The following is a 25,063-nucleotide window of genomic DNA, read 5'->3' as shown; positions in this document are numbered from 1 at the left end:
GGTGTATATGTATTGATTGTATTTTTTGGGGAGGTTTGGTATAGAGACCCCCAATATCCTATGGTATGTAATGCTTATCTTCTCAGGAGTGCATATGGCAAGATTTCTAACTGTGCTCGGCGCCCTGTGCGCCGCGCTTCTTGTGCCCGGTGTCGTTCTCGCAGGGGAGGGACATCCCAATATCCCTGGTGCGCAGCTTTCAGTCCTTTGGGCAATCCCCTTTGTGTGCATGCTGCTTTCGATTGCCATAATGCCTTTGGCATTGCCCCATTTTTGGGAAAAACACTTTGGTAAAATCGCGGCCTTCTGGGGCTTGGCCTTTTTAACGCCCTGTCTTCTGGTTTATGGGTTCAATGTGGCCCTCTACGAGTTTTTGCACATTATTCTTCTGGATTATGTTCCTTTTCTGGTGCTGCTGTTTACACTCTTTACCATCGCAGGCGGCGTGCGGCTTACCGGTTCGCTGGTCGGAACCCCCGCAGTCAATACTGGGCTGCTGGCGGTGGGCACTGTGCTGGCCAGCTGGATGGGAACAACCGGCGCGGCCATGCTGCTTATCCGCCCCTTGCTTCGGGCTAACGCGCACCGCAAATACCGTGTTCACTCAGTTGTATTTTTTATTTTTCTTGTGGCCAATATTGGCGGCTCGCTCACGCCTCTGGGCGATCCGCCGCTGTTTCTGGGTTTTCTGAAGGGTGTGGATTTCTTCTGGACCACAACCAACCTGTTGATGAAAACAAGCCTTATGTCGGCAGTTTTGCTGGGTATCTTCTTTGTCCTTGATACGGTGCTGTTCAAGAAAGAAGGCAGCCCCAAGCCTGAGGCCCCGGCTGGCGCGGCAGAAGAAAAGCTCGGCCTTGACGGCAAGATCAACCTGCTGTTTCTTCTGGGCGTTGTTGTGGCCGTGCTGCTTTCTGGCCTCTACCCTCTGGGCGAACTGGTTTCGGTCTTCGGCGTGTCGGTCGAAGGGCAGAACCTGCTGCGCGATGTGGCGCTGCTGTGCCTGGCCGGGCTTTCGCTCAAGTTCACGAGCAGGCGCTGCCGTGAACTCAATGGTTTTTCCTGGGGCCCCATTGAGGAAGTTGCCAAGCTGTTCTTTGGCATTTTTATCAGTATGATTCCCGCCATTGCCATTTTGCGCGCAGGTGCTGACGGTGCGCTTGCTTCCCTGATTCACCTTGTTTCGCACGATGGGCAGCCGGTAAATTCCATGTATTTCTGGCTCACGGGCATCCTCTCCAGTTTTCTGGATAATGCGCCGACCTATCTGGTATTTTTCAACACCGCTGGCGGTGACGCGCAGCACCTTATGCACGATATGCCCGCCACCCTTGCCGCCATATCAGCGGGTGCCGTGTTTATGGGCGCCAACAGCTACATTGGCAACGCGCCCAACTTCATGGTCCGCTCCATTGCAGAAAGCGATGGCGTGCGTATGCCCAGCTTCTTTGGCTACATGGCATGGTCGGTAGGCATTCTGGTGCCCCTGTTCGCACTGTTGACCTGGCTGTTCTTTATCTAGCCAGTGCAAAACCCGCGAGGCGGGATTTGTAATCAGTATAAAACAAGCCCCTCCGCCTTAAGGCGAAGGGGCTTGTTTGGTGTGTGCCAACATATTCCCACGCATGCTTATACCGCGCCCAAGGGCATGCCTCCCTCAAGGTAGCGTCTGCACAGGCGCACCGTGTGTTCAAGCCAGTGCGCGCCGAGGTTTCGGGCGGTCTCGGTATTGGCGTGCGTGGCCATCCATGCTGTCATCTGGATACGCCGCTGCATGATCATATGCGGGATCATGGCTTCATCCTGAGCGTCCAGATGGCTGACCAGCTCATATCCCTGAAGCCAGTTTTCCAGCCAGCGGGGGGCCTGCGGGCAGTGTTCCTCAAAGCTCATGGCCGCGGCAATGTCGTGAACAAACCAGCCCATGCCGCAATCGTCAAAATCAATGACGCGCGTACCATCCTTGTGCAGCAGCAGATTGGTAAGGCGCAGATCAGCATGGATCAGGCCATAACGCCGGGCAGACTGGCCGTAGGCGCGCAGTTTTTCGCCAATACAGTTCAAGGCCGCTTCCAGAAGCAGGGAGTCCTCGCGTGGCAGGCCGGGGCTTGCCCGCCAATCCCCCCAATGGGCGCGCGGGCCAACCATGCTTTCGTGGTTCCAGACAATGCGCTGGAAGCCTGCCGGTTTTTGCCATTGGCGGCTATGCTGGTGGAGGCGCGCCGCGACCTCGCCAAGCTGCCGAAAGGCGCGCGGGTCTAGGTGCACGGTTGGCATCTCGCCGTCAATCCACTGAAAAAGAACGATATTTCTGTGTGATCCATCTGGGAGGTGCAGGGTCAGCACCCTTTGGCCCTCCATGCTGGGCAGGGCCTTTGGCGTGACGATGCCGGTATCTTGCTGCAAGGCATCCAGCCACATCAGCTCGCCCATTATATTGATATGCGAGTGATAATTTTCGCGGTGCACACGCAGGGCATAACGGCTGTTGCTGGTCTGGACAAGAAATGTGGCGTTTTCTGAACGGCAGAGCAGGTGCAGGCTTCCCTGCATTTCCGGGGGGTATTGCTGCAACGCCTGCCGTGCCAGTTGCGTCACGGCCTGATCGCTGAGCGAGTCATTTTGCTGAAGTGCCATATTCCCCCCTGCGTTGGGTATGGGTGCCAGTTTGTTCCATCGGCTGCCGGGGGGGGGAGCTGCGCGATTATAACCAGCATCGCCTTTCATGCCTCGCAAACGGCTGCTTCAAAGCAGTATTGCGGCGCGCGGCGGATGGTAAAAACAGATGCTCAGGCCAGAATGACTTTTGGCAAAATTTCTTTCAGCTCCTTCAGACATGGCAAATCTGAAGCTGCGGCATCGGTAATGAGCATGGAAATTTCGCGAGGTGAGGCGTAGTTTATCCGGCTGATAACGCCAAGCTTTGTGTGATCGGCGAGTATGCACAGCCTGCTGGCGCGCTGGGCCATGCAGCGCGCCACGGCGGCTTCTTCCGGCAAAAAACTGCTTGCCCCGTGGTGTGCATCCAGCCCCACAGGCGAAAGAATCGCCATATCTGCCCGCCAGCGCTGAATTTCTTCAATCACACCCTCGCCGCAGGTCTGCTCCCGGCCGGCAAGAATGCGGCCTCCCACCAGCACCACTGTACTGTCGTTTTTTTTATCTTCATCCCTTTCACTCAAAATAATGGCCGCGCGCAGGCTGTTGGTAACAATGGTAAGCCCAGGCATGGTGCAGAGTTCCTCGGCCAGAGCCGTTGTTGTGGTGCCTGCGTCCATAAAAACCGTTTGCCCCTGTTGCAGTTGCAGCACCGTGGCGCGGGCAATGGCGCGTTTTTCCCGTTCCAGCCGGGTTCTACGCTCTTTGAGAGACGGTTCGGAAGTAGAGGAATCCAGTGCCACAAGCCCGCCGTGCACACGCCTTGCCGCGCCCTGGTTTTCCAGCTCGATAATATCCCTGCGGGCAGTTTCCCGGGAAATTCCCAGCTCCTTGATGAGCCGCTCTGTGCTGATATGGCCGTTGACTGCTATGAGGGCAAGTATGCGGTGCAGGCGGGTTTCGCGCAGCATGTGTTTCAACCTTGTTAGATATGCGCTGACATTCTGGTTAGCATATAGCTTTTTTCTGTGTCTGCAATATGCATTTTTGTGCATTTGTGCGTTTTATTGTTGTAGCTGATGAAAGGGGCAAAATTGCTGGGGCCGGGCATTATTGATGGCTTGCGTCCAAAGGATGCAAGACCATGAATGCCCGGCAAATCTCCATCAGGCCGCGTGGCTTGTCTCCCCAATGCTTTCAGCGGGCCAGAACCGCAGTGGACTGGGCGGTGCCGTCCGCTGAGGCAAGTGCCCCCTTGCGCGTCAGGCAATGAGATTTTTTCAAAATTGTATTGCCAATAAGGGCGCATGCCCCTGTTTTTATGTGGATGCCTTGGTGTTTCATTGTATTAGTGTGTTTTTGTGTAAAATGTTGATTAACAAAAATGTGCTAATCATTACAAAATTGTTTCAGAATATGGGCCGGTATTCTTCGCTCTGAATGTAAAAATGTGCTGAATAAAAACATAAAATTAATATATTTTAATATATTATCAAAAATAATTTCGCCTCACCATCCTCTGGCTCGCAATTTGCTTAGTGCCATTTCATGAGTGCAAGGCTAGGGCAGTAGCCTGAGTTAAGTGCATTTTTGAGGCGTAGGCGCTTGCGGTGAATAAACAGTTTTTGTTTTGAGGAGGTTAGTATGGAGAGGCGTGAGTTTTTGAAGACAGCGGGTATGGGCGCCACGGCGGCGGTTGCCGCTACAACTGGCATTATGGGGGCCACTGAGGCAAAGGCCGCCAAGGCTCCCATCAAGTGGCGCATGCAGACCTATGCAGGCGCGGCGCTTGCCGAGTTTGTCATCAAGCCGCAGATCGACGCCTTCAACAAGGCCGCCAATGGCGAAATGGTCATCGAACTTTACACCTCCGACCAGCTGGTTCCCACCAGCGAGCTTTTCCGCGCCGTGCAGAACGGTACCATAGATGCCGTGCAGTGTGACGAAGACTCCATGTCTTCCCCTGCAGATGTGGCCATCTTTGGCGCGTATTTTCCCTTTGCCACCCGCTATTCGCTTGATGTGCCCGCTCTTTTTGAACACTGGGGCCTGAACGACATCTGGAAAGAAGCCTACGGCGAGATCAAGGGCGTTGAATGGCTTGGCGCAGGCTCATGGGATCCCTGCAACTTTGCCACCACCAAGCCTATCCGCAGCCTTGCCGACCTCAAAGGCAAGCGCGTGTTCTCCTTCCCCACGGGTGGAAAGTTCATGAGCCAGTTTGGCGTGGTGCCTGTTACCCTGCCCTGGGAAGACATTCAGGTGGCCCTGCAAACCGGCGAGCTGGACGGCGTGTGCTGGTCGGGCATTACAGAAGACTACACCTCCGGCTGGGCAGAGCAGTGCAAGTATTACCTCACCAACAACATCTGCGGCGCGTGGATCGGTTCGTACTTTGCCAACAGCAAAAAGTGGGCTGAAGTGCCGGAACACCTCAAAACGCTGTTCAAGCTCACCTGCGACAGCTCCAACTATTTTCGCCAGCACTGGTACTGGTGGGGCGAGGCTCACTACCGCGCCACCGGCGGCAAGATGGAACTGACCTCCATTCCCGATGCTGAATGGGGCACTGTTGAAGAGGCCGCCCACAAGTTCTGGGACGAAACAGCCAAGAAAAGCCCGCGCTGCGCCAAGGTTGTGGATATCCTCAAAAAGTACAATGCCGAAATGGCTGTTGCGGGCCGTCCGTACCGTTATTGATTGCAAACCCTGTGGGGGCAGAACCTTCCGTCTGCCCGATGCGCCGCCGTCAGAAACACCCGGCGGCGGCGCATCAAAGCCTGCCCCAGTCAAAACGAGCGGCGGGAAATTTGCGGAATAAAGGTTTGGGAGGAGAGCGTCATGCCAAACTGGATCAAGCTGTTTGTCAAATATGTGGATGCGGTTAACCGCCTGGTGGGGCGGGGGGTTCTTTATCTTGTGTTCGTCATGATGGGCATTTTGCTCTATTCGGCCATATCCCGTTACTGCTTTGATGCGCCGGTTATCTGGGGCGTGGAAATGGCCCAGTTCACCATGGTGGTCTACTACATACTTGGCGGCGGTTTTGCCCTGCTTACCAATTCGCACGTGCGCATGGATGTGTTTTATGGCCGCTGGAAGTGGAGAAAGCAGGCAAAGATGGATGTGATCACGTCTGTTTTTCTGGTCGCGTACCTTGCGTTGCTGTTCTACGGTTGTGTTTCAAGCACGTGGTACTCCATAGAGTTTGATCAGCACAACAATTCTGCCTGGGCCCCGGCTTTGGCCCCCGTCAAAATCACCATGGGCATTGGTATTTTTCTTACGCTGTTGCAGGCCTTTTCGGAATTTTTCAAGGCGCTGGCGCGCTCGCGCGGCCTGCTGCTGGGCGAGGAAGTACCCGAACGTCTTATTGTAGAAAGCGGTTATGTGGAACCAGAAGCGGAGCCTCAGCTTGTTGGTGTTGTGGCTGATCCGGTTGCTTCGACGCAGGTTCTTGCCCCGGCGCAAGCGCTGGGTGGCTCGCGGTAACGCCCCAATTTTCATTTTCCAGCTCCGGCGTATGCGAGCGCCGTAAAGGACGCGAGGACATGTTCGATCTTACGTTCACTCTTTCTCATGAGGGCATTGCCCTGATGCTCTTCGCATCCATGGGCATGCTCATGCTCACCGGACAGCGGGTGTTTGCAGCCATCGGCTTCACCGGAGCCATCGCGGCCCTCTTTCTGTGGGGTACCGGCGGTTCGCAGATGGCGTTCAACGCCAGCATCACGCTGATGAAGTGGTTCCCCATGATCACGCTGCCCCTGTTCATCTACATGGGCTACATGCTCTCGGAATCGGGCATCGCCAACGATCTTTACCGCATGTTCCACGTCTGGATGGGGCCCTTGCCCGGCGGCCTTGCCATCGGTACGGTCATTCTGATGGTGGCCATTTCCGCCATGAACGGCCTGAGCGTTGCGGGCATGGCCATCGGCGCAACCATCGCCATGCCGGAAATGCTCAAGCGCGGATATGACAAGCGCATGGTTTCGGGCGTTATTCAGGCAGGCAGCTCGCTGGGCATCATGATGCCGCCAAGCGTTGTTATGGTGCTCTACGGCATGATCGCCCGTCAGCCTGTCAGCAGTCTCTGGATGGCTGGCATCGGCCCCGCCCTCATGTTCGCGGTGATACTCATTGGCTACATTGTCATCCGCTGCAAGCTTAATCCCGCCATGGGCCCTGCGCTGCCCAAGGAAGAACGCGAATCCATCACCTCGGCGGAAAAGTGGAAGAGCCTCTGGGCTGGCCTGCTGCCGCTTGCCATTATTTTTTCTGTGACCGGCGCGTTCATGACCGGCATCACCAGCCTGGTGGAAAGCTCCGCCGTGGGCGCTCTGGTGGCGACCATCGCCGCCCTGGTCAAGGGGCGGCTTACGGCCAGGGTGATGCGCGTGGTTCTGGTGCAGACCCTCAGCGTGAGCTGCATGTTCATGTGGATCATCATGGCTGCCCTGTGTTTCAGCTCTGTTTTTGACGGCCTTGGCGCAGTGCATGCCATCAAGAAGCTCTTCATCGACGGCTGGAACCTCAGCCCCTGGGGCGTGCTTATCGTCATGCAGCTTTCGTATCTTTTCATGGGCATGTTTCTTGACGATACGGCCATGCTGATCATTGTGGCCCCGCTGTATATTCCGCTGGTCAAGGCGCTGGGTTTTGACCCCATCTGGTATGGCGTGCTCTACACCATCACCTGTGAGATCGCCTATATGACGCCGCCATTCGGGTACAACCTCTTTTTGATGAAGGCCATGGCTCCAAAGGGAGTCACGCTGAACGACATCTACGCCTCCATTGTGCCAATGGTCATAATAATGCTGGTGGGGCTGGTGCTGGTTATGCTCTTCCCTGATATTGCCATGTTCCTGCCCAGAACATTCCTGTAGCAGAGGCGGACAGCATGAATGCCCACAGCACTCTGCGCGAAATCCTGGCCAAGGCGTCGCCCCTCAGATCGGGCGACGTGCTGGCCGGGGTGGCCGCCGCCAACGACGAGGAACGCGTGCGCGCCCAGATGGTGCTGGCCGATGTGCCCCTCAAACGCTTCCTGAACGAGGAGGTGGTGCCTTATGAACAGGACGAGATCACCCGCCTTATTTTTGACAGCCACGATGCTGCGGCCTTTGCGCCCATAAGTTCCTTTACCGTGGGGCAGTTCCGCGACTGGCTGCTGACCGATGCAGCCAATGCAGAAAGCCTTGCGGCGCTGACGGCGGGCATCACGCCGGAAATGGCCGCAGCCGCCAGCAAACTCATGCGGTTGCAGGATCTTATACTGGTGGCGTCCAAATGCAGCGTGGTAACGCGCTTTCGCAATACCATAGGATTACCGGGGCATTTTTCTGTCCGTTTGCAACCAAACCACCCCACGGACGATGCGCGGGGAATTCTGGCATCAACCATTGACGGGCTGTATTACGGCTCCGGCGATGCGGTTATCGGCATCAATCCGGCTTCCGACAGTCTGGAAAACATCGCAAGGCTCCTGTGCCTGCTGGACGAGCTCATTGCGCGCTATGAAATACCCACCCAAAGCTGCGTGCTGACCCACGTAACCAATGCCGTGGAGCTTATCCGCAGGGGGGTGCCGCTGGATCTGTGCTTTCAGTCCATAGCAGGAACAGAAAAGGCCAATGCCAGTTTTGGCATAGACCTTTCCCTGCTGGAAGAAGCGTGGCAGGCAACGCTTGAACTTGGGCGCGGCACCGTGGGTGATGATGTGATGTACTTTGAAACAGGGCAGGGCAGCGCCCTCTCTGCCAACGCCAATTTCGGGGTCGATCAGCAAACTCTGGAATGCCGCGCCTACGCCGTGGCCCGCAGGTTCCGTCCATTGCTGGTGAATACCGTGGTTGGATTTATCGGGCCGGAGTATCTGTTCAATGGCAAGCAGATTATCCGCGCCGGGCTGGAAGACCATTGCTGCGGCAAACTGCTGGGTCTGCCTATGGGGGTGGACATCTGTTACACCAACCATGCCGATGCCGATCAGGACGACATGGATGCACTGCTGACCTTGCTGGGCGCGGCTGGTTGCAATTTTATCATGGGTATTCCTGGTGCGGACGACATCATGCTCAATTATCAATCCACCTCGTTCCACGATGCGGCCTATCTGCGCAAGCTGCTGGGCAAGCGGCCTGCACCGGAGTTTGAGGCGTGGCTTGAAAGCATGGGCATTCACGATGATGCCGGTGCATTGCTGCCACCGGCCGGCGCGTTGCGCGGGCTTGAGCAGCGCGTCAGACAGGCCACATAGAGTATTTTGCGGTGCGGATTTCCCAAAAATCCGTGCAGAGCAGACTTGATCTCTCCTAAAGGATGTTGCCATGAACGTCATGAAGCAGGAGTATTTGCCAGCATCAGCGGCAACAGTTTTGGAAGACCCGTGGGCCGATCTGAAACGCTATACGGATGCCCGCATTGCCCTTGGGCGTTGTGGCGTCAGCCTGCCGCAGACGGAGTGGCTGCGGTTTCGGCTGGCGCATGCCAGAGCGCGCGATGCCGTGCTGACGCCTTTTGACAGGGCAGGCGTGCGTTCAGATATTGAAAGTGCAGGGTTGCGCTGCCTTGAGCTTGCAAGCGCTGCTGCAAGCAGGGAGGATTTTCTGGCAAGCCCCGACAAGGGGCGGCGGCTTTCGGAAGCCTCGCGCGAGCTGCTTGCAAGCCAGTACGCAGGAGCTGACAATCAGGGGGCGGACATTTGCCTTGTTATCAGCGATGGGCTTTCGGCCCGGGCTGTTCATGAAAACGCGGCCCCCTTTGCCCGGCTTTTTCTGGCCAGCGCGGCAGATGCCGGCTATAGCGCAACTCCCGTGGCTCTGGTGGCGTTTGGGCGGGTTGCCGTGGCGGACGAAGTTGCTTCGCTCATGAAGGCAAGGCTGGTGGTGATTCTTATTGGTGAACGGCCGGGGTTGAGTTCGCCCAATTCTCTGGGAGTTTACCTGACCTATGCGCCCTTTCCCGGTTGCACCGATGAAGCGCGGAACTGTATTTCAAATGTGCGGCCTGCGGGACTGAGCATTGAAGAAGGCGTGCGCAAACTGTGCTATCTGGTGCAGGGGGCCTTTGCACGGCAATTGACCGGGGTGAACCTCAAGGATGACATGCCCGCCACGTACTTGCCCTTTGGTAAGGATCCTGCTGCGATTGCATAGAATTTTTATGTTCAGTGGGTAAATTCTCCCCGTGCTCATAGCACAACAGCCGGGCTGCACAAGGCAGCCCGGCTGTTGTTATATGCCGGTATGCGAAAGCCTTCTTAGGCGTCGCGTTCTTTCTTGAAAACAATGAGAGGGCAGTTCTTGCACACGGCTGCGCCGGGGAAGGGTTCGCCAAGGCGGGTGATGGACGCGCCGCCCTTGTTGGTGACGCGGTCTTCAAGGCGCTGCACCAGAGCTTCCATGTGCTCGCCGGGGATGGATACGTTGATTTCGCCCCGTTCCGTCTTGCCGGAATTGTAGCTGCCGCTGCAAGCGAGGTACAGGTTCGCCTGCTTAGTGTTCAGCGTGTAGACGTTGCCGGAGCAGACGGCTGAGTTGACGCTCATAGAGGGATGGAAATTGTCGATGCGCTGGGTTGCCATCCAATCGCCAATGATGTGGTAGGCCTGCATGGTATCGCACACAAAGTGCACCACATCGGGCTGGGTGGTAGCTGCCGCAAGCGGGCTCACGGCTATGGCCAGCAGATTGGCCGGAACATGCGGCTTGGCTTCAAGCACCTTGCGGGCATGGTCGGCATCGGCGCAGTACTTGAGGTGGCTTTTGATTTCGGGTTCGTCCAGCTCTTTCCAGCCGAACACAAAGCTAGCATTGGTACAGCCCATCTTGTCGCGTTCCACAATGACTGTAATACCTTCCATGCGCGCGCCGACTTCGCTCTGGCAGAAGGTCAGCGGCTTCATGGGGGAGTAGTGGGGCTGAGTTTCCTTGAAGGAATCCAGCTCCTTCTGGTCGTAGAAATATTTGATTGCAACGGGTGCATGAATGAGGCGCAGCTCACGCATCAACGTTTCACTAAGCTTTTCAAATGTGTTCATATAATCCTCTGGTCTAGATGCTATTATACAAGAGTTAATTGTTGCGGCTTATTTTTTATTTCTTTATGTCGTTTATGTCAATATAATCCCACTAATTTCACAAGTGGTATAATTGCCCCTTGTTTTGTTTTATTCTTAAAATTAACCATTATAAAACAGCATGTTATCTGTGGTGCTTTTTTGAGCTACTAACTTTTTTTCATAATTAGATTGTGAAAGTTATTATTTTCATATGGTTACGTATTTATGATTTTTCTTGATTGGCGCGGGTTTTCTGTTCATTTGGGGAAGCTCGGCGGCGGCAATGTCTGCCTTGCTGTGCAAAAAATGGCGAGCAGTTTTATCATAATGGGCAGGGCTGGAATTACCGTGCAGTCGCCGCGCCATATAAAACACCAGCCCTGCTGTTTTGCGCAGCCGGGCTGGTGTTTGTGGGCATAATGTATGAGCGCCTCCCCTGTGGAGGAGTCGTTGTTTCTGGTGGGGGTCAGGCCACTGCTTCCACGCTCTGGGCAGCGGCGGTGGTCTGGCTCACGCTCTGGTAGGCGCTGTTGGCAATGGCTGACAGAAAACTGCGGGCCATGGCGGTTCGGTTTGTGCTGGTCTGGTCCGTTCCCATTGCTGCACGTTGCTTTTCAAGCGCGGTAGCAAGCTCGTCAGCAGAAACGGAGCCGTCCTGGTTCACATCCATAGAGTCGAACACTGACTGGCTGAGACCTGTCTCGTCAACGCTCAGGCCGTCACTGCCATCGCTGTCCAGGCTCGAGAAGAGTTTGGACGCCACGTGGGATGATCCGTTCTGACCAGACGAGGCAGACTGCCCCTGCGTGGGAGGCGGCGGGGGCACCTGGCCGTTCATGATGGAAGACAGCAGGGTTTTTGCGTCCATTTCGCCCGAGGAGTTCTGCTCGCTGGACTGGTTTTGCGGATTCTGGGAGTTGTTGTTCATGGCTTCGCGCTGCTTTTTCAGCGCTGCCGACAGTTCATCGGCAGAAACGGAGCCATCCTGATCGGTGTCCATGGAGTCAAACACGGACTGGCTGAGGCCCGTTTCCTTGGCGCTCAGGCCGCCGCTGCCGTCACTGTCCAGCGAGGAAAAGAGTTTGGACGCAAGGTCGTCACCCTTGCCGCCGCGCCCTGCGCCCTGCATGCCGCCAGGAACCTGCCCGCTCATAATGGCGGAAAGCAGATCCTTGGCAGTGGGCTGGGTTGACGCAGCCGTTTGCGCGGCCTGGCTCTGCCCCATCTGCATGCTGGTGAACATGGCGTTGCGTTGGGTTTCGATGGCTTTTTGCAGTTCAGTCTGCGAAACGGCTCCATCGCCATCGGTATCAAGTTTGTTGTAGAGTTCGCCGCTGAGCCCTGTTTCATCAAGACTCAGCAGGCCATTCCCGTCTGAATCCAGATCCCCGAAAAGCTTGCCTGACAGATTGTCCTGCGATTGTGCTTCGCTGGAGCCTTTCATCTGCGCAAGCATCTTCTCCCAATAGGAGGAAGAGGATGATGATAACGCACTGACGCTCATACTGTCTCCCAGTCCTTGCGGACATTGTCGGCATTGCCTGCAATCCCCTGCGGGCGATGCCGAATACTGTAAGCGCACCTCCCTGTGTCGCGTATCAGCCGGGGAAAATTTTTCCCAATCTGATTGTGCAAAAAACATTCCTTTTTGTTTGGGGGGAATTTTTGCCGCAATCCTGTTTTTTCCGCGTCAAAAGCCAGTATGCGGCGCTGGAAAAAATGAAAAACCGCCGCATCAAATGATACGGCGGTAGGGAATGCAGCGGGGGGTCGTGGGGGTCAGCGGGTTTTTACTGGTGAAGAAGCCTCAGCGGAAGTGGCCGCGGCGGGGCCGCTGTCCACATCGCTGTCCACCCGCAGGCGCAGCGGGGGAACTTCTTGCGGAACCAGGGGGGCATTACGCAGTGCTTTGTCAACCCGCTGTGAAAAGTTTTCAAGGCTGAAGCGGGCCTCCCCCACAACAGGCGGCGCTGTTACCAGAGCCGCAGTTGCCTTGTGGGTTCTGGCCGGATCGGTAAACTGGGGGATGGTCAGGCCGCTCACAGGCTGCGGCGGATCAGCAAAGGGTTCATGCAGGGCTTCCAGCGACTGGGCAAAAAAGCGCACGCGCACTTCTTTTTTACCGCCCATATCCCACAGCTCAAGCATAAGGACTGATCCTGGCGGGGTGGCGTTATCGGGGTAGCCGGGCAACTGCCAGTGTACGCCCAGCAATTCGCCCACATTGGCAAGGTTGGTGTCGTGCCCCACAAAAACAACCAGGGAAGCCGCGTTGCAGCGTTGATCCCTGTGGGTGCCGTCAAGGGCCGCAGCCATTTCTGAAAGCAGCGATGCCCCCTTGAAAAGAGCCACAACCGGAGAGCGGTTCACAGTGTTGAACACGCTTGTGTGCACGGGCAGCACTTCACGCAGAACGTGCGCGTCCACCTGGCCCCACCCGGCAGAAATTTCAGGCCACTGGGCGTATTCCAGCAAAAAAATTTCCGCCATGCTTGATGCGGTAGCCAGCGCGCCGGAAAGCCCTGCGCCCTTGCCGTCAGCATCAACGCTCACAGAATTGGGCAGGTCTGCAAGCCCGCAGGTGGGCGGCAGATTGTAGCGCGCGCACATCTCCGGGGCCACGGGAGCGCTCAGGTGCTGGATGTGGGTCAAGGCTCCTGCATTGTCCTCATGCAGCCGATCAAGATCGCCCCCGGCCGTGGCCATGATGCTTGCGGCGACCGAGGCAGGATCAAAACGCTGAAAACCCGCCTGCACGGGATGAAAAAGCGGATCGGGCGTCTGGCTTGAAACGGCATAGGTCTGCCCGCCCCCCGGACAGAGGCCATCAAGCAGGGCTTTGGCTGTTGCTCTGGTGCGTTGATCCACATCGGCGCGCACAAATACCTTGCCGGGCGGCGGACAGACGCTGTCGGGCAGCAGGCCAAGATTCAGCATTTGCCCGCGCATGTCTTCCCACATGGCGGTTACCAGCCGCGCACCGCGCGGCGTGAGGAAACCCCTCGGCACAGGCCACTGGGGCCAGTTGCGGGTGCTCCACTGCGAAAGCGTATCGGGAGCCTGCGTGGGCGAGCGCACCCCGTGGCGGGAAAGCGCTACAACTTTCATAAGGCGGGGTTGATCGTCCCCCTGCTGCGCCGCAATGCCAGATAGGGGCAAATGGCAGAGCAGTGCGCAGGCAAGGCAGACAATGATTAAGCGTGGTGCAGTGCGCATGCGTTCTCCTTGATGGGGGGTACCATAGCCAGAAAGGCCGGTGCGGGCAACGCCGATTTGCATGCGGGAGGGCTGCGGGCCCTGCGCCAGTGCAAATTTTACCCGCCTCACGGGCCGTAATTGCTTGCACAGTGTGGGCCTTGTTATTATGCTTATTCTTTGCGGCAGAGTTTGGCTCTGGCTGCTTTGTGCGTAACCTTTTTCGGCTCCTTTCCCTTCAGGGGCGGAGCGTATCCAGATATCGAGGCGTATAATGCCCATTGCCGTTCCACGCGTTGGCGTAGAAGACAAACCTCTTGTTCAGGATGTTCGCGTAGAAGACCTTTCAGCGCTGGTCATCCGTTCGGCCACGGTGCGCGACGTGCACGGCATGTCTGCGCTTATCAACCATTATGCGTCGTCCAACGTCATGCTGGCGCGCGGGCCGCAGTACCTCTATCAGCATATTCAGGACTACATGGTTGCCACGGCTCCCTCGGCCGACGACGGGCATGAGGTTGTGGTTGCCTGCGGCGCTGTGCATGTGCTGTGGGAAGACCTGGCGGAAATACGCTCGGTGGCGGTTCACCCCCTGTGCCAGGCGCAGGGCTTTGGCAAAAGGCTGGTGGCCGCGCTGGTTGACCGATGTCGCGATCTCGGCTTGCCGAGGGTTTTTGCCTTTACTCTGGCTGCGCCGTTCTTTTCCAAGTGCGGTTTCAGCGAGTTTAAACGCGATGATATGCCCGCCATTGTGTGGGTTGAATGCAGTAAATGTCCCAAGTTTTACTGCTGTGACGAAATTGGAATGATACTCGAATTATAGTTTTCAACCTGCGGCATAATCGCAGGGATTCACACTGTCTGCAAAGGGTGGGAATGCGTCATGAGCAACAGGCTGTATCACCGGGATTTTCTGAAAGAAATTGACTTCACGCCGGAAGACCTCACGTATCTGCTGGATCTGGCGGCCCAGCTCAAGCAGGCCAAAAAGGTCCGGCGCGAGCCGAAGTTTCTGCAAGACAGAAATATTGTCATCCTTTTTGAAAAGGATTCCACGCGTACCCGCTGTTCTTTTGAAGTGGCAGCCTATGATCAGGGCGCGCGCGTGACCTATCTTGGCCCCTCCGGCTCGCAGATGGGCAAAAAGGAATCCATGGCCGATACCGCCCGTGTGCTTTCCCGCTTTTATGATGGTATTGAGTATCGCGGCTATGAGCAGGCGAGGGTAGAGGCTCTGGCAGAACACGCTGGCGTGCCTGTATGGAACGGCCTCACCAACGAATGGCACCCCACGCAGTTTCTGGCCGACATGCTGACCATGCGCGAGTGCTGCGAAAAACCTTTGAATCAACAAACGCTGGCATATCTTGGGGATGCACGTTATAATATGGGCAATTCCCTGATGGTTGGTTCGGCCCTGCTTGGGCTGGATTTCCGCTCGGTTGCTCCCAGGGCTTTGTGGACATCGGACGAAGTTTTTGAACTGGCCCTCCTCATAGCCAAGAGCACTGGCGCGCATATTACGCGCACGGAAAGCGTGCCCGAGGGCGTTAAAGACTGCGATTTCCTCTCCACAGATGTCTGGGTGTCCATGGGCGAGCCTGATTCCGTATGGAAAGAGCGCATTGATCTGTTGACGCCGTATCGCGTGGACGCGGCAGCAATGGAACTGACGGGCAATCCCCAATGCAAGTTTTTGCATTGTCTGCCGAGCTTCCATAACCGTGATACCGCAGTTGGCGAAGACATTTATCAGCGCTTTGGCATTGAATGCATGGAAGTGAGCGATGAAGTCTTTGAATCGCCGCGCAACATGGCTTTTGAAGAGGCGGAAAACCGCCTGCACACCATCAAGGCCGTCATGGTCGCCACCATGGCTGAAGGCCCTCTGGTGTTCAACCCCTGATCCCATATTCCCTCCGGCACTGACCGGGGGAGAGTGTAGCTGTTTGAGTCAGCCGTTACGGCTGGCAGCAAGCGCCCTTGCAGCACAATGCCATGTTTTTCGCATGGCTGCGCCGCAGGGGCGCTTGCGTTTTTTCTGGGGGGCAGCCCACAGCTACCGCCGCTATCTATTATCCCCGCTAGTTGCTCTGAAAAGTAATCTGGTCAGGTTTTGCCTGCGTTTTCTAGAAACCGTCGTTGTGAGCAGAAAAACACAGGTGTTTTGGCGATTGGCAATTGGGCCGTAAATCAGAGCGTTAAAATATTAGTATTTTGCTATGAATTGTTCTTTGAACAATCAATGTAGGCAAATTAATCAAATATGTTGACGCAAAAAAGTACATAGATTAACTCTAATAAAAATAATATGTGCAAATAATGGAAGGAGGGGGACAGTTTTTTTATGTTGTGAGGAAGTTATCAAGAGTGAAGTTTTTCACAACTCGCAATGTAGTGGGGCAAAGAAGATGAGTACACTTGTTTTTTGTTGTGTAGCACTGCCGTTTATTATGGCGCTTGTGCTGTATTTCACGCAAAGCAGCAGCGCTCGCAAGTTGATAGTGCCTGCAGCGGTCACAGTCATGGCGGTGGCAGCCGTGATCCTGGGAGCGAACGGCGCTTTTCGGCTTGAGATAGACACCATATTGGGTCTGTCTGCCGATTCCGTGTTCAGCGTGCTGGACTTGCTGTTGCTGGTTTACATTCTTGGCATAGGTTGGAAGCTGGGCAGCCGCCTGATTATGGGCATGACCCTGCTGCAACTGATTGGTCTCTTATACCTTAAATTCGTTCTTCCCGGGCATGAAGTGCCCATCACTGCCTTTGTTGCAGACGGTCTGTCGCTTATCATGGTGATCATCATCAGCGTGGTTGGCGGGCTTATTACCATTTACGGCATGGGCTACATGGATCTGCACGAAGAGCATCTCCATCTGCGTGTTTCGCGCCAGCCCAGATTTTTTGCCATTATTTTCTGCTTCCTCGGCGCCATGAACGGCCTGGTGCTCTGCAACAACCTTTCATGGATGTTCCTGTTCTGGGAGATCACAACGCTGTGTTCCTTCATGCTCATAGGGCATGACCAGACAGACGAGGCCAAGGCCAATGCCCAGCGCGCCTTGTGGATGAACGTTCTGGGCGGGCTGGCCTTTGTTTCGGCCATGCTGTTTATTCAGAAAAGTCTTGGAACGCTTTCGACCGAGCTCGTGCTGCAAAAGATGACCTCAATGGACGTAAAGAACACGGCCATTCTTTTGCCCTTTGCTTTCTTCTGTCTGGCGGCCTTTACAAAGTCGGCGCAGGTTCCCTTCGAGAGTTGGCTGTGTGGCGCAATGGTTGCGCCAACGCCAGTTTCGGCCCTGTTGCACTCGGCTACCATGGTCAAGGCGGGCACTTACCTGCTGTTGCGCATGGCTCCAGCCTTTGCGGGAACCACCATGTCCACCATCGTGGCCCTGTTCGGCGCATTTACCTTTGTGGCCACATGTATCCTTGCGGTCAGCCAGAGTAATGCAAAAAAGGTTCTGGCGTATTCCACAATCGCCAACCTCGGGCTTATCATCGCCTGTGTGGGCATCAATACCGCCGCATCCATGATGGCGGCAACGACCATCATCATTTACCACTCAGTATCCAAGGGCCTGTTGTTCATGTGCGTCGGCGCCATTGAACAGCGCATCGGTTCGCGTGATATCGAAGACATGCGCGGCCTCTACGGCATAATGCCCCGTACGGCCATTATCACCGTGATCGGCATCTTCACCATGATGCTGCCGCCCTTTGGCATGCTCATCGGCAAGTGGATGGCCATAGAAGCCATTGCCCGCGCCACCCAGGCCATGACGCCCATCGTTTTCTTTGTGGCGCTTGGCTCGGCCTTTACCGTGCTCTTCTGGGCGCGCTGGGCCGGTGTGCTGGTGTCGTCCTCCAAGATGCACGAACATGCGGCTCACGGTAATCCCAAGCCCTCGGTCATGTTTGCGCTGCGTTCGCTGTGCGGCCTTGCCGTGGTGTTTTCGTTCATTTCGCCCCTGGTGCTGAAGACCTTTGTGGAGCCTTCGGTTTCGGGCGTTTACGCGCGCTTCAACCTGCAGATCGAAGGCTTTATCCCCGGCGCCAACCTGACCGGCGCAGAAGGCTATGTGTGGATTTACCTGCTGTTCCTTCTGCTTGGTCTGGGCGTGTGGTTTGCATGGCGTGAAGCCCGCAGAACACCAGAGTCTGCCCATGCGCAGCCGTATTTTTCGGGCCTGGCGGCTGAAAAGAACGGCGTGGTTGGCTTCAAGGGCCCCATGAATGCCTTTGAACCCGTGCGCGTGGCCAACTTCTATCTTTGCCAGTATTTCGGCGAGAGCAAGATCACGCGGGCCATCGACATGATTTCCATCGCATTCCTGGTCGTTCTGGTAGGAGGTCTGCTGTAATGCTCACCATCTTCAGCGCTATCGGCGGGTTGATCCTGTCGCCCCTGGTGGGCGGCCTGCTTACCGGTCTGGATCGCCGGATCACGGCGCGCCTTCAGTCGCGCCTTGGGCCGCCACTGCTCCAGCCCTTTTACGACATCTTGAAACTGCTGGGCAAACAGCCCCAGGTTACCAATGCATGGTTGGTGTTCAGCGCGTACATCACGCTGATTTCATCGGCGCTTGCTTTGCTGATTTTCTTCATGGGCGGGGATTTGCTGCTGCTGTTCTTCGTGCTCACAGTGGGTGCGGTGTTTCAGGTGGTTGGCGCGGTATGCGTGCCTTCGCCCTACAGCAACGTGGGCGCGCAGCGCGAGCTGTTGCTCATGCTTGCCTATGAGCCTATCCTCATCCTGGTGTTCGTTGGCTTTGCCATGTGCACGGGTTCGTTCTCCATTGCCGCAGTATTCCAGCTCGAGCAGCCCCTGCTGCTCAAGATGCCCCTGCTGTTTCTGGCGCTGGGTTACGCCCTGACAATCAAACTGCGCAAGTCGCCCTTTGATATCGCTGCCTGCCATCACGGCCACCAGGAACTGGTGCGCGGCGTACAGACCGAATACTCCGGCCCGTACCTTGCGCTGATTGAAATTGCCCACTGGTTTGACCTTGTGCTTATTCTTGGGCTGTGCGCCATGTTCTGGCACACCAGCTTTGTGGGAATGGCCGTTCTTGTGGGCGCCTCGCTGTTCACGGAAATTCTTATCGACAACATCACCGCCCGTCTGACGTGGCAGTGGATGGTGCAAAAGAAGTCTCTGCTGCTCGGCATGGGCCTGGCCCTGGTTAATCTTTTATGGCTGTACGTGGCGTAAGGAGGCCGGAATATGGGTTTCGTCGACAATATGATCAAGCGGAGCCGCCTGAAGTCTCCGTGGATAGTTCATTTTGACTGCGGTTCCTGCAACGGCTGCGACATCGAGGTGCTGGCCTGTCTGACGCCCATGTATGACGTAGAACGTTTCGGGGTGGTCAACGCGGGCAACCCCAAGCATGCCGACGTGCTGCTGGTTACAGGCACGGTGAACCACCGCAACCAGCATGTGCTCAAGCAGATATACGAACAGATGCCTTCGCCCAAGGCCGTGGTTTCCATCGGAGCCTGCAACCTTTCCGGGGGCGTGTTCAAGGATACCTATAATGTGCTGAACGGCGCGTACAATATCATCCCTGTTGATGTGTTCGTGCCCGGCTGCCCGCCCAAACCCGAGGCCATCATTGACGGCGTGGTGCAGGCCCTTGGCGTGCTCAAGGCCAAGATGGGCCTTGGCCCCGAGCCTGTGCCCACCTTTATGCCGGGCGATGAGGACGGCACTCCCGACATGACGCCGCAGGCGGAGTCCGCGCCGGAAGAAGCCCCCGACAAGCCACAGCAAAACGCGGGTTAACCCGGAAAGGATAGAGCCATGTTTTTTGAAGCCAAGGAAGTGACGCCGCAAACGCTGCTTTCAGAAGTGCAGCAGCTTGCCAACGCCAAATACCGTTTTGTGACCATGTCGCAGACCGTCATGGACGAAAACACGCTGCGGCTTTTTTATCACTTTGACGTAAACCTCACCATGTCCGATCTGCGCCACAACGCCGAGCTGTGCGTGTGGGAACCCACGGACGCCAAGGGCATGGTGCATCTGCGCATGGATGTGAACAAGAACGACGCCATCCCCAGCATTACGCCCGTGTATTTCTGCGCTGTCCTCGTCGAGAACGAAACGCAGGATCAGTTCGGGGTGCATTTTGCGGATCTGCCCCTGGATTACCAGGGGGCCATGTATCTGGAGGGCGAAGTCACCCACGCGCCGTACTTTACCATGACCACGGTCCGGCGGCCCGCCGCCAAGGCCGAGGCCGCCAAGGATGACACGGCCAAAGGAGAGAAGGCATGAGCAACCGCACAACCGTGATTCCTTTCGGGCCGCAGCATCCCGTACTGCCCGAGCCGCTGCACATCAAGTTTGTGGTGGAAGATGAAACCGTGGTCGGGGCCGTGCCCCAGCTTGGTTTTGTCCATCGCGGGCTTGAAAGCCTTGTGCGGCTCAAGGACTACAATCAGATGGTCTTTGTGGTCGAGCGCATCTGCGGCATCTGCTCGTGCATCCATGCCAACTGCTACTGCAACGCCATTGAAGACATGATGGGCATTACAGCGCCGCCGCGCGCGCAGTTTTTGCGGGTTATCTGGTCAGAACTGCACCGGATACACTCCCACATGCTGTGGCTCGGCCTGTTTGCCGACTCGTTTGGCTTTGAAAGCGTGTTCCAGCAGTTCTGGCGCATCCGCGAGCATGTCATGGACATCTGCGAAGCCACGGCGGGCAACCGCGTTATCCTTTCGGTCAACGTGGTTGGCGGTGTGCGCCGCGACCTCAGCCCCGATCAGATCCGCTGGATGCATGGCCGTCTGGATGAACTGGAAAAGGGCATGCGCGAGCTTACCCGCACCATGCTTGACGACTACACCGTGCAGGAACGCACGCGCGGCATCGGCATCCTGAGCAAGGACGATGCCCGCCTGCTGGGCGCCGCCGGTCCCACCCTTCGCGGCAGCGGCTGGGAAATCGACGAACGTATGCACGGCTACGCCGCCTACAAGGATCTCAACTTCATTCCCGTGGTTGAAAATGACGGAGACTGCTACGCCCGCTCCAAGGTACGCTTTTATGAAGTGCTGCACTCCATAGAGCTTATCCGCGAGGCCTTGAACCGCCTGCCCGAAAGCGAGCTGACCGTAAAGGTCACCGGCAACCCCGAGGGCGAATCGGTCTTTCGTGTGGAGCAGCCTCGCGGCGAGCTGTTCTATTACATCCGGGCCAACGGCACCAAGAATCTGGAGCGCATGCGCGTGCGTACGCCCACCTTTGCCAACGTGCCGCCCCTGCTGCACATGCTGCCGGGCTGCAAACTGCCCGATGTGCCGGTTATCGTGCTGAGTATCGACCCGTGCATCTCCTGCACAGAGAGGTAGCCCATGTATATGCTCCCAAACGTGCTGCGCAATCTTTCGGGCAAGCCAGCCACGCGGCTGTATCCTCTGGAAGAACGCGAACCCTTCCCCGCCTATCGCGGCGTGATCACCAACGAGGTTGAAAAGTGCATATTCTGCAATTCCTGCGCAAGAGTATGCCCAACCGATGCCATTACCGTGGATGCAAAAGCCGGAAAGTGGAATTATGATCCCTTCCTGTGCGTATACTGCTCCGCGTGTGTGGAAAAGTGCCCCACAAAATGTCTGCATCAGGAACCAGTGCACCGCAAACCTTCCATCAGCAAGTTTGTAGTGCACCGCACCGGAACCCCGCGCGTCAAGAAAGCCAAGGCCGAGGCCAAGGGCGGGGAAAATACGGAAAAATAACTGAAAAAACGAAGGGCCTGCAAAGGCCCTTCGCTTTCAACAAATCCTGGTTTCTTGTTTTTGCTCAAGTTGATCTTGCCAGCTCTCTCACCCCGTCTATTTGCCGGACGGGGCAGGCGGCGCGTTTTTCCGGTTATGGAGATCCGCGCCGCCTTTTGCGTCTGACTGATAATGAAGAACAGACTATGCTGGAACCGCTGGAAGGAGAGGCCTCTTCGGCAAGATATTCAGAAACCTGAAGTAACTTGGGAATTACGCGCCAGCCTGAGCGTCCATTTCTGCGCACCGGGGGCAGATGCCCGTCAGTTCCACGGTGTCACCCTGTAGCTGAAAGCCCTGCTGCTGCATGGTGGAAAAGATGGTCTGATAAAGAGCGGGATTGTTCACCTCGCGGCTCTTGCGGCAACCAGGGCATACCAGCATGAACACGGGTGCATGTTTTTTGTGGCAGGTCTCCGCGCAGGCTACAAAGGCATTGAGCGAGCCGACCTTGTGCACAAGACCCTGATTGAGCAGAAATTCAAGCGTCCTGTAGACGCTTGCAGGCGTGAGGGCCTTGGAGGATTTGCCGCGCAGGGCATCAAGAATGTCATAGGCCTTAACGGGTTCCTGTGCCTGTTGCAGATAGTCAAGCACCATGCGCCGCAAGGGGGTAAGCCGCAGGTTGTGCCCCATGCGCGGCTGGTCTGCCTGACAGCACGATGTTTCCGCCTGGCAACAGGCTGGTTTTGCCTGATCAGTTGTTTTCGTCTTCCACATAGGGTTCCACCGCCTCAGCCTTGATGCGGTATCCCGCATCGCCGATATCGCTTTCTGTTTTCTCGATTTCAAGCTTTCCATAAACCCATACGGTGTCCATCATCTGTATGCCGCGTGGTTTGTCCAGTGTGACGTATATGATCTGGTTGGCCGGGGGCGGCGGCACGTGGATGCACGCGCCGAAATAGGGAACCAGCAAGAATTCTGCCAGTTCATCGCCGCCCAGAAAATCAAGCGGAGCCACAAATCCGGCTATGCGCACCAGCTTGCCGCCCAGGGCCTTGTTGGCTGGCGCGTTGCTCCACAGGGCCTGAAATTCTTTCAGGGCCTTGTCGGCTCTGGGGTCGTCATCGCTGAACTTGTCAAAATTGAACTTGTCAAAAACTTTTGCGGGATTCCATGATGGCGGAATCAGCTTGTCCCATGTGATTTCGGTGTATTTCCCGCTCTTTTTTGCGGCTGCGGCAGTGTCCGCATCCTCGCGCGAGGGCTGCCAGTGTTCGATTTTTTGCCGCTCGTAATCGTCAGTCAGGGCAAGGGCGGTTGCGCTGTGCCAGCCGCACAGCAATGCTGCCAGCATGCAGAGGATGCGCCCTGTGGTCGAGGCTGTTTTCATGGCAGGTTCCTTTATTATACAGAGGCGTTGAGGCCGTCTGCCAGACTCATGCGGTAGGCCCGCCATGCCGGGATAAGCCCGGCGGCAAAACCCGCGGCCACAATCCCGCCAAGCAAGCGCCATTCGGCGGCTGTGGGCAGAGTGAGCGTAAGGTTCAGTCCATAGCCCGAAGCCAGCACAGGGCCAAACACGGCCAGCAGAGCGGCCAGGGCGGCAGTTCCAGCCAGAGCGCCTGCAACGACCAGCAGCGTGCTTTCAAACGCCAGAAGGGCCACAATATCCAGAGGGCTTGCCCCTGCCGCACGCAGCACGGCCAGCTCGCGGCGCCGTTCACCCAGCCCTGCCAGAATGGCGGCCACAAGACCAGCCAGCCCAGCCACGGTTACCAGCCAGGAGAGGACGCGCAAGGCATTTTCGCCCGAGCGCAGCAGGCTCCATAGCTGATCCAGCGCCACCCCGGGCATAACAGCCATGAGGGCTTCCTGCTGGTCGGCGTTGATTTCCCTTTGGGCGGCAAAAACACGGGCGCGGTTTTTCAGACCAACCAGCACCGCTGTAATACTCTTGGGCGCGAGGCTGAACTTGGTTACCTGATCTGGCCGCACATGAAAACCCGGCACAGGCGCGCCGCCCTGCCAGTCGATATGGATGGCCTCCATAGCGGCAAGGCTGATGTACAAAGCCCTGTCCACAGGGGTACCTGTGGGTGCAAGAATGCCGCACACAGTAAAGGGCTTGTCCGTATGCTGGGCAAGGTGGGCGCTGCCTGAGCCGTGGCTGAGCACCAGCCGGTCGCCCAGCCTGTAGTGTTCTTTGCTGGCAACCTCCGCCCCCAGCACAACATCAAAGATGCCGTCAAAAGGCGCGCCCTGCGCCAGTTGCAGATGCATGCGCCTGCTGTATTGGTACTGGGTAAAAAAATCGCCCGTAGTGCCCACTACGGCAAATCCTTTATGCGAATCGCCGAGCGACAGGGGGATCGTCCAGGCCACGTCCTTGCGCTGGGCAATGCGCTGGGCGCTGTCCCACCCCATGTTGTTGGTGGCCTTGCCCATGTGGAACACGGCATAGAGCAGCAGTTGCAATTCGCTGCCGCGCGCGCCCACCACCATATCCGTGCCGGAAACTGCCTGAACAAAATTATCGCGCACCTGAGTGCGCACACGTTCCATACCGAGCAGCAATGTGGTGGAGAGCGCGATGGAAAATACCACAAGGCTCAGGGTTCCCCGGCGGTTCCAGGCGCTCGACCAGGCAAGCCCCAACAAAAAACGCCAACGGCTCATGCGGTTTCCCCCTGCGGGATTGTCCCTTTGTCAGCCCTGCTGGCATCGGCCAAGTTAATCTCTGCCAGTCGGACCCGGCGTTCAAAAAAATCTGCCAGAGACAGGTCATGGCTGACAAACAACAGGCTTGATCCGGCCTCGGCGCTTTCGCGCAGCAACAGGGGCAGAAAATCTGCCCGGCGTTCCGCATCCAGCGCGGAGGTGGGTTCGTCAGCCATGACCAGCGGGGGTGAACCCACAAGGGCGCGGGCGGCGGCAACGCGTTGCTGTTGCCCAACGGAAAGGCGGGTTACGCTTTTGCGCCACAGTTCCGGCCCAAGGCCAAGACGCTCAAGCAGGCGTTGCGCGGATTGCTCCGGGCTTCCATCCTTTTCCGTTGCCCGTGTGGCGCGTTTGGGCGAAAAGCGGCAGGGCAGCAGCACATTATCCAGCATGGAGAGATGCAGAACAAGATTGAACTGCTGAAATATCAGGCCGATGGTGTCACCGCGAAAGGAATCTCTGGCGAATCTGGGCAGGGTGTCCACACGAATTCCGTTGACGCGCACACTGCCGGAAGCTGGTTGCAGTATCCCTGCAATGAGGCTGAGCAGGGTGCTTTTGCCCCCGCCGCTGGGGCCGGAAAGAAAGACCGTCTCCCCTTTGCCCACGCTGAACGTGGGGATGCGCAGGGTTTCTTCCTTTTGGCCGGGCCAGCAAAAGGTGCAGTTTTCAAGCAGGACTGCCTGCTCGCCCGCATTCATGCTGCAAGGCGCTTGCGGTGGTGTTGGCGTAACGGAATTCATGGGA

23 protein-coding genes are annotated in these 25,063 nt (G+C 56.7%); 14 read left to right on the top strand and 9 right to left on the bottom strand.

Going from position 1 to position 25,063, the window contains the following annotated elements; genetic code table 11:
- Positions 1-94 precede the first annotated feature (94 nt).
- A complete protein-coding gene (locus NE637_RS08145; RefSeq protein WP_192113961.1) occupies positions 95-1,522 on the top strand; it encodes a sodium:proton antiporter in 1,428 nt (475 codons plus the stop codon).
- Between the two features lie 107 nt (positions 1,523-1,629).
- Here NE637_RS08145 and NE637_RS08140 read toward each other — a convergent pair whose 3' ends face one another.
- Positions 1,630-2,637, bottom strand: coding sequence for a phosphotransferase enzyme family protein (locus NE637_RS08140; protein ID WP_227118225.1), 1,008 nt, complete (start codon positions 2,635-2,637; stop codon positions 1,630-1,632).
- 152 nt (positions 2,638-2,789) lie between these two features.
- Positions 2,790-3,569 (bottom strand): DeoR/GlpR family DNA-binding transcription regulator, encoded by a 780-nt coding sequence (locus tag NE637_RS08135; protein ID WP_192112830.1) that lies wholly within the window; start codon positions 3,567-3,569, stop codon positions 2,790-2,792.
- Positions 3,570-4,242: 673 nt separating this feature from the next.
- Here NE637_RS08135 and NE637_RS08130 point away from each other — a divergent pair.
- The 5 genes from NE637_RS08130 (at position 4,243) to eutC (ending at position 9,761) form a co-directional block, all read left to right on the top strand.
- Positions 4,243-5,298 carry a TRAP transporter substrate-binding protein gene (locus tag NE637_RS08130; protein ID WP_192112831.1) on the top strand — a complete coding sequence of 352 codons (1,056 nt, stop codon included), beginning with the start codon at positions 4,243-4,245 and terminating at the stop codon, positions 5,296-5,298.
- Between the two features lie 141 nt (positions 5,299-5,439).
- Complete coding sequence (locus NE637_RS08125) at positions 5,440-6,090, top strand: TRAP transporter small permease subunit (RefSeq protein ID WP_256267633.1); 651 nt, start codon at positions 5,440-5,442, stop codon at positions 6,088-6,090.
- A gap of 59 nt (positions 6,091-6,149) precedes the next feature.
- Entirely contained in the window at positions 6,150-7,490 is a 1,341-nt protein-coding gene (locus NE637_RS08120) for a TRAP transporter large permease (RefSeq protein ID WP_256267632.1), read from the top strand.
- A gap of 14 nt (positions 7,491-7,504) precedes the next feature.
- Positions 7,505-8,863 (top strand): ethanolamine ammonia-lyase subunit EutB, encoded by a 1,359-nt coding sequence (locus tag NE637_RS08115; RefSeq protein WP_227118224.1) that lies wholly within the window; start codon positions 7,505-7,507, stop codon positions 8,861-8,863.
- Positions 8,864-8,933: 70 nt separating this feature from the next.
- Positions 8,934-9,761, top strand: coding sequence for an ethanolamine ammonia-lyase subunit EutC (eutC, locus tag NE637_RS08110; RefSeq protein WP_227118223.1), 828 nt, complete (start codon positions 8,934-8,936; stop codon positions 9,759-9,761).
- Between the two features lie 104 nt (positions 9,762-9,865).
- Here the strand turns inward: eutC and NE637_RS08105 are convergent, their stop codons facing one another.
- The 3 genes from NE637_RS08105 to NE637_RS08095 form a co-directional block, all read right to left on the bottom strand.
- The gene (locus NE637_RS08105; protein ID WP_227118222.1) at positions 9,866-10,645 is read right to left on the bottom strand and encodes a DUF169 domain-containing protein; all 780 of its coding nucleotides are present in this window, start codon (positions 10,643-10,645) and stop codon (positions 9,866-9,868) included.
- A 487-nt stretch (positions 10,646-11,132) separates the two neighbouring features.
- The gene (locus tag NE637_RS08100) at positions 11,133-12,170 is read right to left on the bottom strand and encodes an EF-hand domain-containing protein (protein ID WP_227118221.1); all 1,038 of its coding nucleotides are present in this window, start codon (positions 12,168-12,170) and stop codon (positions 11,133-11,135) included.
- A 275-nt stretch (positions 12,171-12,445) separates the two neighbouring features.
- The gene (locus NE637_RS08095; RefSeq protein ID WP_227118220.1) at positions 12,446-13,882 is read right to left on the bottom strand and encodes a histidine-type phosphatase; all 1,437 of its coding nucleotides are present in this window, start codon (positions 13,880-13,882) and stop codon (positions 12,446-12,448) included.
- A gap of 253 nt (positions 13,883-14,135) precedes the next feature.
- Here NE637_RS08095 and NE637_RS08090 point away from each other — a divergent pair, with 253 nt between their 5' ends.
- The 8 genes from NE637_RS08090 (at position 14,136) to NE637_RS08055 (ending at position 21,613) form a co-directional block, all read left to right on the top strand.
- Entirely contained in the window at positions 14,136-14,684 is a 549-nt protein-coding gene (locus NE637_RS08090) for an N-acetyltransferase (RefSeq protein WP_192112839.1), read from the top strand.
- Between the two features lie 60 nt (positions 14,685-14,744).
- Entirely contained in the window at positions 14,745-15,767 is a 1,023-nt protein-coding gene (gene argF / locus NE637_RS08085; RefSeq protein ID WP_227118219.1) for an ornithine carbamoyltransferase, read from the top strand.
- A 505-nt stretch (positions 15,768-16,272) separates the two neighbouring features.
- A complete protein-coding gene (locus NE637_RS08080) occupies positions 16,273-18,228 on the top strand; it encodes an NADH-quinone oxidoreductase subunit 5 family protein (protein ID WP_192112841.1) in 1,956 nt (651 codons plus the stop codon).
- A complete protein-coding gene (locus NE637_RS08075) occupies positions 18,228-19,079 on the top strand; it encodes a respiratory chain complex I subunit 1 family protein (protein WP_192112842.1) in 852 nt (283 codons plus the stop codon). The genes NE637_RS08080 and NE637_RS08075 overlap by 1 nt, the downstream gene beginning before the upstream one ends.
- 12 nt (positions 19,080-19,091) lie before the next feature.
- Complete coding sequence (locus tag NE637_RS08070; RefSeq protein WP_022658252.1) at positions 19,092-19,652, top strand: NADH-quinone oxidoreductase subunit B family protein; 561 nt, start codon at positions 19,092-19,094, stop codon at positions 19,650-19,652.
- An 18-nt stretch (positions 19,653-19,670) separates the two neighbouring features.
- Complete coding sequence (locus tag NE637_RS08065) at positions 19,671-20,147, top strand: NADH-quinone oxidoreductase subunit C (protein ID WP_022658253.1); 477 nt, start codon at positions 19,671-19,673, stop codon at positions 20,145-20,147.
- Entirely contained in the window at positions 20,144-21,226 is a 1,083-nt protein-coding gene (locus NE637_RS08060; RefSeq protein ID WP_192112844.1) for a hydrogenase large subunit, read from the top strand. Before NE637_RS08065 ends, NE637_RS08060 begins: the two co-directional genes overlap by 4 nt.
- A 3-nt stretch (positions 21,227-21,229) precedes the next feature.
- Positions 21,230-21,613 carry a 4Fe-4S binding protein gene (locus NE637_RS08055; protein ID WP_192112845.1) on the top strand — a complete coding sequence of 128 codons (384 nt, stop codon included), beginning with the start codon at positions 21,230-21,232 and terminating at the stop codon, positions 21,611-21,613.
- Between the two features lie 252 nt (positions 21,614-21,865).
- Here NE637_RS08055 and NE637_RS08050 read toward each other — a convergent pair whose 3' ends face one another.
- From NE637_RS08050 to NE637_RS08035, 4 genes are read right to left on the bottom strand one after another with little or no spacing between them, the layout of a single operon-like run.
- Entirely contained in the window at positions 21,866-22,372 is a 507-nt protein-coding gene (locus NE637_RS08050) for a Fur family transcriptional regulator (RefSeq protein WP_192112846.1), read from the bottom strand.
- Positions 22,350-22,988, bottom strand: coding sequence for a DUF3299 domain-containing protein (locus tag NE637_RS08045; protein WP_192112847.1), 639 nt, complete (start codon positions 22,986-22,988; stop codon positions 22,350-22,352). Before NE637_RS08045 ends, NE637_RS08050 begins: the two co-directional genes overlap by 23 nt.
- A 14-nt stretch (positions 22,989-23,002) precedes the next feature.
- Positions 23,003-24,274, bottom strand: coding sequence for an ABC transporter permease (locus tag NE637_RS08040; RefSeq protein WP_227118218.1), 1,272 nt, complete (start codon positions 24,272-24,274; stop codon positions 23,003-23,005).
- Entirely contained in the window at positions 24,271-25,059 is a 789-nt protein-coding gene (locus NE637_RS08035; RefSeq protein WP_227118217.1) for an ABC transporter ATP-binding protein, read from the bottom strand. Before NE637_RS08035 ends, NE637_RS08040 begins: the two co-directional genes overlap by 4 nt.
- Between the last annotated feature and the right edge of the window lie 4 nt (positions 25,060-25,063).

Origin of the sequence: Desulfovibrio desulfuricans (assembly GCF_024460775.1) — a bacterium.
GTDB lineage: Bacteria > Desulfobacterota > Desulfovibrionia > Desulfovibrionales > Desulfovibrionaceae > Desulfovibrio > Desulfovibrio desulfuricans_E.
The sequence above is the reverse complement of the archived record's forward strand: the minus strand, read 5'-3'. Positions and strand labels throughout refer to the sequence as shown.

What these genes read in the sequence shown, in the direction of transcription:
- NE637_RS08140 (WP_227118225.1), bottom strand. Translation starts at nt 2,637, where the DNA reads ATGGCACTTCAGCAAAATGACTCGCTCAGCGATCAGGCCGTGACGCAA.
- NE637_RS08040 (WP_227118218.1), bottom strand. Translation starts at nt 24,274, where the DNA reads ATGAGCCGTTGGCGTTTTTTGTTGGGGCTTGCCTGGTCGAGCGCCTGG.
- NE637_RS08075 (WP_192112842.1), top strand. Translation starts at nt 18,228, where the DNA reads ATGCTCACCATCTTCAGCGCTATCGGCGGGTTGATCCTGTCGCCCCTG.
- eutC (WP_227118223.1), top strand. Translation starts at nt 8,934, where the DNA reads ATGAACGTCATGAAGCAGGAGTATTTGCCAGCATCAGCGGCAACAGTT.
- NE637_RS08135 (WP_192112830.1), bottom strand. Translation starts at nt 3,569, where the DNA reads ATGCTGCGCGAAACCCGCCTGCACCGCATACTTGCCCTCATAGCAGTC.
- NE637_RS08095 (WP_227118220.1), bottom strand. Translation starts at nt 13,882, where the DNA reads ATGCGCACTGCACCACGCTTAATCATTGTCTGCCTTGCCTGCGCACTG.
- NE637_RS08035 (WP_227118217.1), bottom strand. Translation starts at nt 25,059, where the DNA reads ATGAATTCCGTTACGCCAACACCACCGCAAGCGCCTTGCAGCATGAAT.
- NE637_RS08080 (WP_192112841.1), top strand. Translation starts at nt 16,273, where the DNA reads ATGAGTACACTTGTTTTTTGTTGTGTAGCACTGCCGTTTATTATGGCG.
- NE637_RS08055 (WP_192112845.1), top strand. Translation starts at nt 21,230, where the DNA reads ATGTATATGCTCCCAAACGTGCTGCGCAATCTTTCGGGCAAGCCAGCC.
- NE637_RS08065 (WP_022658253.1), top strand. Translation starts at nt 19,671, where the DNA reads ATGTTTTTTGAAGCCAAGGAAGTGACGCCGCAAACGCTGCTTTCAGAA.
- argF (WP_227118219.1), top strand. Translation starts at nt 14,745, where the DNA reads ATGAGCAACAGGCTGTATCACCGGGATTTTCTGAAAGAAATTGACTTC.
- NE637_RS08130 (WP_192112831.1), top strand. Translation starts at nt 4,243, where the DNA reads ATGGAGAGGCGTGAGTTTTTGAAGACAGCGGGTATGGGCGCCACGGCG.
- NE637_RS08050 (WP_192112846.1), bottom strand. Translation starts at nt 22,372, where the DNA reads ATGTGGAAGACGAAAACAACTGATCAGGCAAAACCAGCCTGTTGCCAG.
- NE637_RS08115 (WP_227118224.1), top strand. Translation starts at nt 7,505, where the DNA reads ATGAATGCCCACAGCACTCTGCGCGAAATCCTGGCCAAGGCGTCGCCC.
- NE637_RS08070 (WP_022658252.1), top strand. Translation starts at nt 19,092, where the DNA reads ATGGGTTTCGTCGACAATATGATCAAGCGGAGCCGCCTGAAGTCTCCG.
- NE637_RS08090 (WP_192112839.1), top strand. Translation starts at nt 14,136, where the DNA reads ATGCCCATTGCCGTTCCACGCGTTGGCGTAGAAGACAAACCTCTTGTT.
- NE637_RS08045 (WP_192112847.1), bottom strand. Translation starts at nt 22,988, where the DNA reads ATGAAAACAGCCTCGACCACAGGGCGCATCCTCTGCATGCTGGCAGCA.
- NE637_RS08105 (WP_227118222.1), bottom strand. Translation starts at nt 10,645, where the DNA reads ATGAACACATTTGAAAAGCTTAGTGAAACGTTGATGCGTGAGCTGCGC.
- NE637_RS08125 (WP_256267633.1), top strand. Translation starts at nt 5,440, where the DNA reads ATGCCAAACTGGATCAAGCTGTTTGTCAAATATGTGGATGCGGTTAAC.
- NE637_RS08100 (WP_227118221.1), bottom strand. Translation starts at nt 12,170, where the DNA reads ATGAGCGTCAGTGCGTTATCATCATCCTCTTCCTCCTATTGGGAGAAG.
- NE637_RS08145 (WP_192113961.1), top strand. Translation starts at nt 95, where the DNA reads ATGGCAAGATTTCTAACTGTGCTCGGCGCCCTGTGCGCCGCGCTTCTT.
- NE637_RS08120 (WP_256267632.1), top strand. Translation starts at nt 6,150, where the DNA reads ATGTTCGATCTTACGTTCACTCTTTCTCATGAGGGCATTGCCCTGATG.
- NE637_RS08060 (WP_192112844.1), top strand. Translation starts at nt 20,144, where the DNA reads ATGAGCAACCGCACAACCGTGATTCCTTTCGGGCCGCAGCATCCCGTA.